Annotated in this window: 12 protein-coding genes; 10 read left to right on the plus strand and 2 right to left on the minus strand. The window is 71.9% G+C overall.

The features are described 5' to 3' along the window. The first annotated feature begins 5 nt into the window (after positions 1-5). From GH747_RS09840 to rsgA, 5 genes are read left to right on the plus strand one after another with little or no spacing between them, the layout of a single operon-like run. On the plus strand, positions 6-2,120 hold the full coding sequence (locus tag GH747_RS09840; protein WP_163695440.1) for a sigma-70 family RNA polymerase sigma factor: 2,115 nt from the start codon (positions 6-8) through the stop codon (positions 2,118-2,120). Between the two features lie 33 nt (positions 2,121-2,153). Continuing rightward, a complete protein-coding gene (locus GH747_RS09845; protein ID WP_149769367.1) occupies positions 2,154-3,392 on the plus strand; it encodes an NAD(P)/FAD-dependent oxidoreductase in 1,239 nt (412 codons plus the stop codon). Between the two features lie 25 nt (positions 3,393-3,417). Then, positions 3,418-3,945, plus strand: coding sequence for a DoxX family protein (locus tag GH747_RS09850; RefSeq protein ID WP_149769368.1), 528 nt, complete (start codon positions 3,418-3,420; stop codon positions 3,943-3,945). A 24-nt stretch (positions 3,946-3,969) separates the two neighbouring features. Next, the gene (gene aroA / locus GH747_RS09855; RefSeq protein WP_149769369.1) at positions 3,970-5,244 is read left to right on the plus strand and encodes a 3-phosphoshikimate 1-carboxyvinyltransferase; all 1,275 of its coding nucleotides are present in this window, start codon (positions 3,970-3,972) and stop codon (positions 5,242-5,244) included. Continuing rightward, complete coding sequence (rsgA, locus tag GH747_RS09860; protein ID WP_149769370.1) at positions 5,241-6,233, plus strand: ribosome small subunit-dependent GTPase A; 993 nt, start codon at positions 5,241-5,243, stop codon at positions 6,231-6,233. Before aroA ends, rsgA begins: the two co-directional genes overlap by 4 nt. A gap of 6 nt (positions 6,234-6,239) precedes the next feature. Here the strand turns inward: rsgA and GH747_RS09865 are convergent, their stop codons facing one another. Further along, positions 6,240-6,737: a DUF2231 domain-containing protein gene (locus GH747_RS09865; protein WP_149769371.1), complete on the minus strand. Its 498-nt coding sequence runs from the start codon at positions 6,735-6,737 to the stop codon at positions 6,240-6,242. Between the two features lie 56 nt (positions 6,738-6,793). Here GH747_RS09865 and GH747_RS09870 point away from each other — a divergent pair, with 56 nt between their 5' ends. From GH747_RS09870 to GH747_RS09885, 4 genes are read left to right on the plus strand one after another with little or no spacing between them, the layout of a single operon-like run. After that, positions 6,794-7,702 (plus strand): inositol monophosphatase family protein, encoded by a 909-nt coding sequence (locus GH747_RS09870; RefSeq protein WP_149769372.1) that lies wholly within the window; start codon positions 6,794-6,796, stop codon positions 7,700-7,702. A 42-nt stretch (positions 7,703-7,744) separates the two neighbouring features. Then, positions 7,745-8,650 carry a hypothetical protein gene (locus GH747_RS22025; protein WP_194842900.1) on the plus strand — a complete coding sequence of 302 codons (906 nt, stop codon included), beginning with the start codon at positions 7,745-7,747 and terminating at the stop codon, positions 8,648-8,650. A 56-nt stretch (positions 8,651-8,706) separates the two neighbouring features. Continuing rightward, positions 8,707-9,144, plus strand: a complete 438-nt coding sequence (locus GH747_RS09880; protein ID WP_149769373.1) for a CBS domain-containing protein — start codon at positions 8,707-8,709, stop codon at positions 9,142-9,144. Positions 9,145-9,185: 41 nt separating this feature from the next. After that, entirely contained in the window at positions 9,186-9,833 is a 648-nt protein-coding gene (locus GH747_RS09885) for a pyridoxamine 5'-phosphate oxidase family protein (protein ID WP_149769374.1), read from the plus strand. A 21-nt stretch (positions 9,834-9,854) separates the two neighbouring features. Here GH747_RS09885 and gndA read toward each other — a convergent pair whose 3' ends face one another. Then, positions 9,855-11,258 (minus strand): NADP-dependent phosphogluconate dehydrogenase, encoded by a 1,404-nt coding sequence (gene gndA, locus GH747_RS09890; protein WP_377036102.1) that lies wholly within the window; start codon positions 11,256-11,258, stop codon positions 9,855-9,857. Between the two features lie 248 nt (positions 11,259-11,506). Between gndA and GH747_RS09895 the strand changes: the two genes are divergently transcribed. Continuing rightward, the gene (locus GH747_RS09895; protein WP_205602865.1) at positions 11,507-11,911 is read left to right on the plus strand and encodes a DNA polymerase ligase N-terminal domain-containing protein; all 405 of its coding nucleotides are present in this window, start codon (positions 11,507-11,509) and stop codon (positions 11,909-11,911) included. The last annotated feature ends 13 nt before the right edge of the window (positions 11,912-11,924 follow it).

Below are 11,924 nucleotides of genomic sequence, written 5' to 3' on the forward strand. Positions count from 1 at the left end.
GCGCCATGGATGATCAGACCGCCGACCCGACCGTTCCCAGCGACGCCGAGCTCATCTCGGCGGTCCGTGCTGGGGACAACGACGCGTACGGCGTGCTCTTCGAGCGTCACCGCGACGCGGCACAGCGCATGGCGCGCCAGCTCGTGCACGGACCCGACGCGGACGACCTGGTCTCCGAGGCGTTCATCAAGGTGATGGACCAGCTGCGGGCCGGCGCGGGACCCGACGTCGCCTTCCGCGCATACCTCCTGACCGCGATCCGTCGGCTCCACGTCGACCGCGTCCGCGCCCAACGCAGGACGCAGCCGACGGACGACCTCGAGCGGTACGACAGCGGCGTGGAGTTCGACGACACGGCGGTCGCGAAGTTCGAGAACTCGGCCGCAGCCCAGGCGTTCGCATCGCTGCCCGAGCGCTGGCAGCTCGTCCTGTGGCACCTCGACGTGGAGGGCGCCAAGCCCGCTGACATCGCTCCCATGCTCGGCATGACGGCCAACGGTGTCTCGGCGCTCGCGTACCGCGCCCGCGAGGGACTGCGCCAGGCCTACCTGCAGGTGCACCTCGCCGACACTGCCGAGGAGGAGTGCCGCTGGACCACCGAGCACCTCGGTGCGTACGTCCGGCAGGGCCTCGGCAGACGCGACACGGTCAAGGTCCGCGAGCACCTCGACGGATGCGCACGCTGCACCGCGGTCTACCTCGAGCTCGTCGAGGTCAACTCCGGTCTCCGCGGGCTGCTCGCACCCGTGCTGCTCGGCGCGGCGGGGCTCGCCTACCTCGCCGACGCCGGCGCGAAGACCGCCGCGGGCACCGCCGCGGCCGGCAGCGCGACCGGGTGGGCGGGGTCCGCCGCGGGCCGCGCGCGGGACTGGATCGTCGCGGCTCCGGCTCACGGTGTGGCAGCAGCGGGCGTCACGCTCGGCGTGATCGGTGCGGCGGTGACGGGCACGCTCCTCTTCATCACCCTGGGCCTCCCGACCACGCCGAGCTCCGAGCAGGCCTCGGACGGCCCGTCGCTCTCGTTGCCCGGACCGACCGCGCTCCTGCCGGACGGCTCGGCGCCGACTGCCGCGCCCCCTACCGCGCCGACCGCAGCGCCGCCGACCGCCGGGCCGCAGTCGCTCCCACAGGTCCTCCCTCCGGCGACGCCCGCGCCGCCGGTGGCGGACGACCCGGGCGCCGACGAACCCGGCGCGGACGACCCCGGCACCGACGAACCGTCGCCCACCGATCCCGGGCCGACCGACCCGGGCCCGGGTCCCAAGGAGCCGGGGCCCGGAGATCCCGGACCCACGGAGCCGACACCGACGGAGCCCACCGAGCCGACACCGACGGAGCCGACCGAGCCCCCGGCCCGCCCGACAGCACCGACCGATCTCGCGATCAGCGACGAGCCGGACGGCGTGACGCTGCGCTGGTCGGCGGTGACGGGCGCAGACGGGTACGAGGTCTACCGCAGCACCAGCGGCGCTGCCGCGGGGATCGGACGATCCGTCGCGACGGCCGTGTCGGGCGACCTGGTGTCCGGACCGACGCCGCTGACCACCACGTCCTTCGTGGACCGTGACGCCCCCAACGGCGGCAGGGTCCTGTACGAGGTGGTCGCCCTCAATGCGCACGGCGACTCCGACGCCGCCACGCTCGGGCCGATCAGGCTGCCGAGCACGGGCAGGCTCTCCGTACGCCCCCTCGGCTTCGGCACGCAGTGCGTCCTCGCCGACGGGCGCGGGCTCTTCCCGGTCCGGCTCGCCAAGGACTGCGGCTCGGCGACGCTCTGGAGGGTGTGGGACGACGCCGGATCCGGCTGGACGACGATGCGGGCGGCGTCCGGCCCTGCCGCCGGGACCTGCCTGACGACCTCGTCCACGCCGCTCGTCTCCGCACTCTCCCTGAGCTCGTGCGAGGGAGGCACGCGCCAGCAGTGGGGGCTCGATCCCTCGTCGACGGCCACGCAGCAGATCGCGAGCCGCGCGCGGCCGAGCCAGGTCCTGGACGCGACCACCGCCAGCATCGGCGGCCCGCTCATCGCCACCGTCCGGATCAACAACGGCGAGCTCGATCGCAACCAGCGGTTCACCTTCGTGCTCGATCTCCCCGACTCCCCCGAGCTCAGCCGGTAGCGCGAGCGCCGCGGCAGGCGTACGGTCGCCGACATGGCAGACGAGACGTACGTCGTGGTGGGTGGTGGCCTGGCCGGCGGCAAGGCCGCCGAGATCTTGCGCGAGGAGGGGTTCGACGGCGAGATCGTCCTGGTCACCGCGGAGGACCGACCCCCGTACGAGCGCCCCGTGCTCTCCAAGGGGTTCCTGCTCGGATCGGACCCGGTGGAGTCCGCCTACGTGCACGAGGCGTCGTGGTGGGACGCCCACGACATCACCGTGCGGACCCGCACGACGGCGACCGGCCTGCGTCTCGACGACCGGCTCGTGGAGCTGGCGGACGGGACGACGCTCGGCTACGACAAGCTCCTCCTCGCGACGGGCTCGTGGCCGCGACGCCTGGACGTCCCCGGCGCCGACCTCGACGGGGTCCTCTATCTGCGGACGATGCCCGAGGCCGAGCGGATCAAGGGGATCCTCGACGCGGGTGGGCCGCTGGTGATCATCGGCGCGGGATGGATCGGTCTCGAGGTCGCCGCCGCCGCGCGCACCCACGACGTCCCGGTCACCATCCTCGAGACCGCCGACCTCCCGCTCCAGCGGGTGCTCGGCGACCGCGTCGCGGAGGTGTTCGCAGCGCTGCACCGAAAGCACGGCGTCGACCTCCGGCTCGGGACGGGCGTGGCCGAGATCCGTGGAGACGCCGGCGTCACGTCGGTCGTCACGACGGACGGCGACGAGATCCCCGCAGCCGCCGTCGTCGTCGGCATCGGCGCGACGCCCCAGTGCGAGTGGGCCCTGGCTGCCGGGCTCGCCGGCGAGGGCGGGATCGACACCGACGCGTCGATGCGGACCTCCGATCCCGCGGTGTGGGCAGCCGGCGACATCGCCGCCGCCGAGAAGCCACGCCTCGGACGCCGTGTGCGCGTCGAGCACTGGGCGATGGCCAACGATTCCGGCCCCGTCGCCGCGCGCTCGATGCTCGGGCAGGACGTCACCTACGACAAGCTCCCGTTCTTCTACACCGACCAGTACGACCTCGGCATGGAGTACGTCGGGGCCGTCTCGGACCCTGCCACGGCCGACGTCGTCGTCCGCGGCAACGCCGACCCTTCCGCCGGGCCGCTCGCGTTCCACGCGTTCTGGCTGGACGACGGCATCGTCGGCGCCGCCATGCACGTGAACATGTGGGACGACGGGCTAGAGCCGCTCAAGGCGCTCGTCGGCACCCGCGTCGACCCTGCCCGCCTCGCCGACACCGACGTACCCCTCACCGACCTCGCAACCGGCTGACGCACCCCGAAAGAGGAACCGCTCCATGACCCTTCTGCGCAACGTCGCTCGCCCGCTGCTCGCCTCGATGTTCGTCTACGGCGGAGTCAACGCGCTCCGCAACACCTCAGCGATGGCCGCCCGTGTCCAGCCGGTCACCGACCGCATCGCCGAGCTCGTGGAGTCCGTCGCACCCGGCACCGCCATCCCCACCGACGCCGAGACGATGGTCCGCGTCAACGGGACGATCCACGTCGCCTTCGGGACGTCGCTCGCGCTCGGGCGGTTCCCGCGGCTGTCGGCGCTCGTCCTGGCAGGCACGATGGTCCCGACGACCGTCGCGGGCCACCCGTTCTGGAAGGAGTCCGACCCGGCCGCGGCCGCCAACCAGCGGATCCACTTCACGAAGAACCTCTCGATCCTCGGCGGCCTGCTCATGTCGATGCTCGACCCCGACCCGCAGAAGAAGCTGCTCGCGCGGCGGGCGAAGGACAAGGTCGTGCAGGCGTCGGGGTCCGCCGCCGACGCCTTGCACGAGACGGCGGCACACCTCAAGGACGCACTCCCCGGCTGAGGCGAACCGATAGGCTCGGGTGCGATGACGTCACCACTGTGGGCTGCCCCGTTCCGTCCCGACCCCGTCGACGCGACCGTGTCGCTCCCCGGGTCGAAGTCGCAGACCAACCGCGCCCTGATCCTGTCGGCTCTCGCCGACGGCCCGTCGCGCCTGACCCGCCCGCTGGTCTCCCGCGACACGACGCTGATGGCCGACGCCCTCCGCGCGCTCGGCACCGGCATCGACGGTGACGAGGATGCGTGGACGGTGACGCCCGGCGCGTGGGGCGGGAGGCAGGAGCCCGTCAGGATCGACGTCGGACTGGCCGGCACCGTGATGCGCTTCGTGCCGCCGGTCGCGGCACTGGTCGACGGCGACGTCGAGATCGACGGCGACGAGTACGCCCGCCAGCGGCCGATGGCGACGACGATCAGCAGCCTCCGCGCCCTCGGAGTCACGATCGACGACGCCGGCCGCGGCACGATGCCGTTCACCGTCCGAGGGGCCGGGCACGTCCTCGGCGGGCCGATCACGATCGACGCATCGGCCTCGAGCCAGTTCCTCTCCGCCCTGCTGCTGGTCGGCGCCCGGTACGACGACGGCATCGACGTCCGGCACGACGGCCCGCCCGTCCCCTCCGCCACGCACGTGCAGATGACGCTGACCGAGCTCCGCCGCCGGGGTGTCACCGTGACGGAGTCCGCCGACCGCTGGGTGGTCGCCCCCGGTCCCGTCGCGGCGTACGACACCACCATCGAGCCTGACCTCTCCAACGCCGGCGCGTTCGTCGCCGGCGCCCTGGTCACCGGCGGGCGCGTGCGGGTCCGTCACTGGCCGCGCGACACCGACCAGGCCGGCGACCGCTGGCGCGAGATCGCGCGGGCGTTCGGGGCTGACGTCGGCATCGACGGCGACGACCTCGTCGTGAGCGCTCCGGACACGTTGAGCGGCGTCTCGCTCGACCTGCGCGACGAGGGCGAGCTCACTCCGGTCGTCGCCGCCGTCGCAGCAACCGCCTCCGGCGTCTCGACGCTCACCGGCATCGCGCACCTCCGGGGGCACGAGACCGACCGCCTCGCCGCGATCACGGCCGAGATCACCCGCATGGGCGGCGAGGTCGACGAGCACCCGGACGGTCTGACGATCCATCCGCGCCCGTTGCACGGCGCCGAGCTGCAGACGTACGCGGACCACCGCATGGCGCACGCCGCGGCCGTGCTCGGGCTCGCGGTCAAGGACGTCCGCGTCCACGACGTCGCCACCACCGCGAAGACCTACCCCGGCTTCGAGCAGGACTGGCAGCGGTTCGCGTCGTGAGCCAGCGCTACGACGAGGACCGGCCGCACGAGAAGTTCGACCGGCCACGTCGTCATACGCGCCCCCGTACGAAGGAGCGTCCCTCCTACGCCGACGCCGACGACGGCTGGGTCATCGGTGTCGACCGCGGCCGCTACACGTTGCTGGTCGGCGACGACGAGCGCGCCGTCACGGCGATGAAGTCACGGCCCCTCGGCCGCAAGGCGGTCGTCGTCGGAGATCGCGTCCGCGTCGTCGGTGACACCTCCGGCACCCCCGACACCCTCGCCCGCATCGTCGAGGTCGAGGAACGCACCACGGTGCTGCGCCGTACGGCCGACGACAACGACCCCATCGAGCGCGTGATCGTGGCGAACGCGGACCAGATGGTCGTCGTCGCGGCCCTCTCCGACCCACCGCCGCGCCCGCGCCTCATCGACCGCTGCCTGGTCGCTGCGTTCGACGCCGGCATGACACCGCTGGTGTGCCTCACGAAGGCTGACATCGGCGACCCGACAGCGCTCGTGGAGTCGCTCGTCCCGCTCGAGGTGGACGTGGTCGTCACCCAGCACGGAGGCGACCTCGAGATGATCCGCGAACGCCTTCGCGGACGCACCAGCGTGCTGGTCGGGCACTCCGGCGTCGGCAAGTCGACCCTCGTCAACGCCCTGGTCCCCGACGCCGACCTCGCCACCGGTGTCATCAACGCCGTCAGCCGTCGCGGCCGGCACACCTCGACGTCGACGCGCGTCCTCCCGCTGCCGTTCGGCGGGTGGATCGTGGACACCCCGGGGATCCGCAGCTTCGGGCTGGCACACGTGTCCGTCGAGCGACTGCTGGCGGCGTTCCCCGACCTCGCCACCGCGGCCGAGGAGTGCCCTCGAGGCTGCCTGCACACCCCCGACGAGCCCGAGTGCGCCCTCGACCTCGCTGTCGCAGACGGCACCCTCGACGCCGCACGCGTCGACTCCTTCCGTCGGCTGCTCGCGTCGCGCGAAGGGTCCGACTGACGTCCGTCAGGTGCGGAGGCACTCCTCGAGCGAGTCTGTCTCGCCCGCCGCAAGGCCGGTGGCGCACCAGACCGCGCGCGACCCGCGGTCGCCCGTCTCGTAGGTCAGCCATGCGGCAGTGATGCCGGAGATCGCCAGGAGCACGGCGACGACCGTCGCCGCGACGCCCGCCGTACGGGTGACGACGATCGCCGCGACCACAGCGAGCACGGCCATCACGATCGTGGCGTACAGGAGCCGGTCGCCCCACGTCTCGTGCGCGTCGATCGCGGCCGCGATCTCCCCGCCGAGCTCGAGGTTGGACTTGAGCTCCTCACCCGACTTCACCGTCGCGTAGGTCGCGCCGGCGGCGAGGACGGCGAGGATCGCGATCGGCCACCGCAGCGCCCAGCGCCATCGCGGCACGAGGAACGCCAGCGTGAGCAGAGCGGTGATCGGGATCAGGACGATCGGTGCGTGGAGGAACAGGGGATGCATCGGGACACCGTCGATGAAGTCGAACACATGCCCTCCTTCCGGACGCTGTCCATCCTAGGGGCGCGAACCTCTAATGTGGGGCCATGGCGCACTCCCACCACGACGATCTCCGGCTCTGCCACGTGCTCGCCGACAACGCGGACGCGATCTCGATGGAGAAGTTCCGGACGGCCGACCTCGTGGTCTCGACCAAGCCGGACACGACGTGGGTGACGGAGGCCGACCAGGCCGTCGAGCAGGCGATCCGCCGCACGCTGCGCAGTGCGAGGACCCGCGACATCGTGCTCGGCGAGGAGAACGGCGAGCAGATCGGCTCCATCGAGGACGCGACACGGCGCTGGATCATCGACCCGATCGACGGCACCTCGAACTACGTGCGCGGCGTGCCGGTCTGGGCGACGCTGATCGCGCTCGCCGTCGAGGACGAGGTCGTGGCGTCCTGCGTGTCGGCACCCGCGCTCGGCCGGCGCTGGTGGGCCGCCAAGGGTGGTGGCGCCTTCATGGGGAAGTCGCTGATGTCGGCGACCCGTCTCCAGGTGTCCAAGGTCGATCGCATCGACGACGCCTCCCTGTCGTACGCCTCGCTCGGTGGCTGGGAGGAGATCGGCAAGCTCGAGAGCTTCCTGGCGCTCACGCGCCGGTGCTGGCGCACCCGCGGCTACGGCGACTTCTGGTCCTACATGCTGCTCGCCGAGGGCGCCGTCGACATCGCTGCCGAGCCCGAGCTCGCGCTGTGGGACATGGCCGCGCTCGACCCGATCGTGCGCGAGGCCGGAGGCACCTTCACGGCCCTGAACGGGCAGCCCGGACCGTGGCACGGCAACGCCCTCGCGACCAACTCGATGCTGCACGACGCGGCGATGGCCTACCTCGGCTACTTCCCCGACACCGAGCCGTACGACGAGCGCGACGACGCCGACGACACGGTCGCGCCCTCCCCCGTTCCGACCAACGTCACGGACCTGGCCGCGCACCGGCGTTCCGACTCCTGATCCGGGGTCCCGGCGGACACCTCCGTCGGTAGGATCAGCGGCATGTCCACACCGACGCCCCCGTCCTCGTCCGAGCCCGGTCGTCCCGCCGGATCGGACCCGGCTCCCTCCTACGGGCAGCCCGCCCCCGGGCAGTCGCAGCCCGGGCAGCCGCAGCCGCAGTACGGGCAGCCGTCGTACGGGCAGTCGCCGCCGCAGTACGGACAGCCGCAGTACGGCCAACCGTCGTACGGCCAACCGTCGTACGGCCAACCGTCGTACGGGCAGTCGCAGCAGCAGTACGGCAGCTACGGGCAGCAGCCCGCGCCGTACGACCCCTACGCCACCGGGCTGCCGCAGGCGAGCTATCCCATCCCGAACGATCCTGACGCCCGCCCCGTCACCGTGACGATCGCGGCCTGGACGACCATCGTGCTGTCCGCGCTCACCGCGCTCGGGTGGGTCCTGCTCGGCGCGATGGCGGGACTCGTCATCGACGAGATGCGCAAGAATCCGGCCGACTACGAGCTCTCGACGAGCGACATCGACGCGATCGACGACAACATGGCCGCGGTGTACGGGGTGGTAGTCGTCTGCATCGTGGTCTCGCTGGCCGCTGTCGCGCTCGGCGTCCTGGTCCTTCGGCGGATGGGCTGGGCCAGGATCGCGCTCACGGTCCTCTCCGCCGTGACCATCATCCTCGGCTTCCTCCTGATCCTGTCGTTCATCTCGCTCCTGTGGGCCGGCGCCGGGATCGCCGTCATCGTGCTGCTCTTCACCGGCGGCGCCAACGCGTGGTTCTCGCGCAGCGGATCCGGGTGGGACACCCCGTACGGCGGTGGTGGCGCCGGCACCTACGGTGCCGCTGCGCCGTACGCGTCACCGGGCCAGGTGCCGGGCCAGCAGGGGCAGTCGTACGGTCAGCCCGGCCAGTCGTACGGGGAGCAGGGTCCGCCTCAGGGGTGGTGACCGTGACCGGAGTCACGCTAGGTTGACCCCATCGTCCGCGTGCGAGGGGGTCTTCGATGAAGGTCAGCGACGTCATCACGTCCAAAGGAAGCACCGAGGTCTTCACGATCAGACCCGACGCGCCAGTCTCGGCACTGCTCGACGAGCTCGGTGAACGCAACATCGGCGCGCTCGTCGTCAGCGACGACGGCACCCACGTCGTCGGCATCGTGTCCGAGCGCGACGTCGTGCGCAAGCTCCGCGGCATCGCCGATCCGACCGCCGAGCTGGTGTCGTCGATCATGACGTCCGACGTGCACACCTGCACACCCGACGACTCGATCACCGCGATGCTCGAGATCATGACCAACGAGCGCATCCGCCACGTCCCGGTGGTCGACGAGGAAGCAGAGCTCGTCGCGCTGCTGTCGATCGGTGACGCCGTGAAGTTCCGGATGCAGCAGCTTCAGTTCGAGCGGGACCAGCTCAACGAGTACGTCGCGTCCGCGCGTTAGTCGGCTGCGGGGCCGCGCACCGCATCCTTAGGATGCGAGCCATGCCCTCCTCCGACGCACCCCGTACCCAGATCACCAGGATCGCCGAGAAGCAGCGACACGACCGCGAGCTGCTCGACCAGCTCCTGGACTCGACGCGGGTGTGTCACGTCGCGGTGGTCGTCGACGGCCAGCCCGTGGCGTTCCCGACGGCGTTCGCACGCGACGGCGACACGCTGCTCATCCACGGGTCCACCGGATCGCCGTGGATGCGGACGGTCGCCGGGGGTGCTCCGATCTCGGTTGCCGTGACCGCGCTCGACGGGATCGTCGTCGCTCGCTCAGCGTTCGAGTCGTCGCTGCACTACCGCAGCGCGGTGCTGTTCGGGTCTGCGGCACGGGTGCCGGACGAGGATCAGGTCGCCGCGCTGGACCGGCTCACCGAGGCGTTGATCCCGGGACGCTCGGCGGAGGTACGGCCGTCGACGCGCCGCGAGCTCGTGGCGACGATGGTGCTGGCGCTGCCGATCGACCGCTGGTCGCTCAAGATCTCGGACGGGTGGCCCGAGGACGAGGCCGCCGACGTGGCCGGGGACGGGTGGGCCGGCGTCGTCCCGCTGCACGAGACGGTCGGCGCCGCGCTGCCGGCACCGGACCTGCGCGACGGCATCCCCGTGCCACGGTCGGTGCGGACCCTCAGCGGTTCCTGACCTGGCGGGACCAGGCTTCGCTCAGCCCTGTTGCTCCTCTGTGCGGTCACCGCCCCAGAGCGTGTGGAAGGTCCCCTCCTTGTCGACGCGGCGGTAGGTGTGCGCGCCGAAGTCGTCGCGGAGCCCCTGGATCAGTGCAGCGGGCAGACGGTCGGCGCGCAGCGCGTCGAAGTAGGCGAGCGACGACGCGAACGCCGGTGCGGGGATGCCGGTGCGGGCGGCGATCGCGACCACCCGCCGCCACGACTCGAGGCCCGCCTGCACAGCCTCGACGAAGTAGGGCGCGACCAGCAGCGTCGGGAGGTCGGGATCAGCGTCGTACGCCTCCCGGATCCGGTCGAGGAACCGCGCGCGGATGATGCAGCCGCCGCGCCAGATCGTCGCCATCGCACCAGGATCGACGTCCCACGCGTACTCCTTGCTGCCTGCCTGGATCTCGTCGAACCCCTGCGCGTACGCCACCACCTTGGACGCGTACAGCGCGCGCCGGACGTCCTCCACGAACGCGTCGACGTCGTCAGGCCGCCAGTCGCTCTCGGCGTGAGCGTCCGGATAGGCGGCGCGCGCCGGCTCGCGCTGCTCGGCGTGCCCGGAGACCGATCGCGCGAAGGTGGCCTCGGCGATCCCGGTCACCGGCACCCCGAGGTCGAGCGCGGTCTGGACGGTCCACCGCCCGGTGCCCTTCTGCTCGGCCTCGTCGAGCACGACGTCGACGAACGCGCGACCGGTGTCGGCGTCGGTGTGCGCGAGGACGTCCGCGGTGATCTCGATGAGGTACGACTCGAGGTCGCCGGCGTTCCAGTCCGCGAAGATCCGGGCGATCTGCGCCGGCTCCGCGCCGAGCCCGTGCCGCAGGAGGTCGTACGCCTCCGCGATCAGCTGCATGTCGGCGTACTCGATGCCGTTGTGGACCATCTTGACGAAGTGGCCCGCCCCGTCCGGTCCGACGTGCGTGCAGCAGGGTGTGCCGTCGACCTGCGCCGCGATCGCCTCGAACATCGGGCCGAGCGTCGCGTACGACTCGGCGGATCCGCCCGGCATGATGCTCGGGCCGTTGAGGGCACCCTCCTCGCCGCCGGAGACCCCGGCCCCGACGAAGTGCAGCCCCTTCTCCCGCAGCGCGGCCTCGCGTCGGCGGGTGTCGGCGAAGTGGGCGTTGCCGCAGTCGATGATGATGTCGCCCTCGTCGAGGAGGTCGGCCAGCTCGTCGATCACCGCGTCGGTCGGCTCCCCCGCCTTCACCATGATGATGATCGGACGGGGACGCTCGATCGACTGCACGAAGTCCCGCATCGACTCCGACGGCACGAACGTGCCCTCGTCGCCGTGCTCCTCGACCAGGCGCTGGGTCCGGGCGTGCGTGCGGTTGTGCAGGGCGACGGGATAGCCGTGGCGCGCGAGGTTGCGGGCCAGGTTGCGACCCATCACCGCCAGTCCGGTCACTCCGATGCGTGCTTGCGTCACGTGTCCTCCTCGTCGTTCCACCTCTCGAGACTATGCCCGGGTCCCGTCGGCGCGCAGGGAGCGCGACGGCGGACTACGGTGCCGAGGTGACCGCGCCGTCCGGACCCGTCCCCAACCCTCAGCGACACCCGATCTACGTGTGTCAGCGACACCCGATCGACGTGTGTCAGCGACACCCGATCGACGTGTGTCAGCGACACCCGATCTACGTGTGTCAGCGACACAACGCGACCGCTCTCCATTTCGACCTCCGACTCGAGATCGACGGTGTCCTCGTCTCGTGGGCGGTCCCCAAGGGCCCCTCGCCCGACCCTGGGCAGAAGCGCCTCGCCGTACGGACCGACGACCACGACCTGGCTCACGCGACGTACGAGGGCGCCTACGAGCGCACAGGCGGCAAGGTCGGCAGCGTCGTCGTCTGGGACCTCGGAACGTTCGACCGCCGCCCGCCGCGCCCCGGCGAGCCGGTCGACGCGGGAGCCGCGCTCGCCGCCGGACATCTCGTCGTCGACCTCCACGGCCAGAAGCTGACAGGACCCTTCGCGCTGACACGCACAGGCCCGGCCGGGCCGAAAGAGCAGTGGATCCTCGTGAAGATGCGTGCCGCGGCGTAGCGGCGGGGTCGGA

It is taken from the genome of Mumia xiangluensis, from assembly GCF_010994095.1.
GTDB classification, from domain to species: Bacteria; Actinomycetota; Actinomycetes; order Propionibacteriales; family Nocardioidaceae; genus Mumia; species Mumia xiangluensis.

Excerpts from the sequence above, each read along its gene's own strand:
- GH747_RS09880 (WP_149769373.1), top strand. The coding sequence starts at position 8,707 with ATGAAGGTCAGCGACGTCATCACGTCCAAAGGAAGCACCGAGGTCTTC.
- GH747_RS09845 (WP_149769367.1), top strand. The coding sequence starts at position 2,154 with ATGGCAGACGAGACGTACGTCGTGGTGGGTGGTGGCCTGGCCGGCGGC.
- GH747_RS09885 (WP_149769374.1), top strand. The coding sequence starts at position 9,186 with ATGCCCTCCTCCGACGCACCCCGTACCCAGATCACCAGGATCGCCGAG.
- GH747_RS09850 (WP_149769368.1), top strand. The coding sequence starts at position 3,418 with ATGACCCTTCTGCGCAACGTCGCTCGCCCGCTGCTCGCCTCGATGTTC.
- gndA (WP_377036102.1), bottom strand. The coding sequence starts at position 11,258 with ATGGGTCGCAACCTGGCCCGCAACCTCGCGCGCCACGGCTATCCCGTC.
- GH747_RS09840 (WP_163695440.1), top strand. The coding sequence starts at position 6 with ATGGATGATCAGACCGCCGACCCGACCGTTCCCAGCGACGCCGAGCTC.
- GH747_RS22025 (WP_194842900.1), top strand. The coding sequence starts at position 7,745 with ATGTCCACACCGACGCCCCCGTCCTCGTCCGAGCCCGGTCGTCCCGCC.
- aroA (WP_149769369.1), top strand. The coding sequence starts at position 3,970 with ATGACGTCACCACTGTGGGCTGCCCCGTTCCGTCCCGACCCCGTCGAC.
- GH747_RS09870 (WP_149769372.1), top strand. The coding sequence starts at position 6,794 with ATGGCGCACTCCCACCACGACGATCTCCGGCTCTGCCACGTGCTCGCC.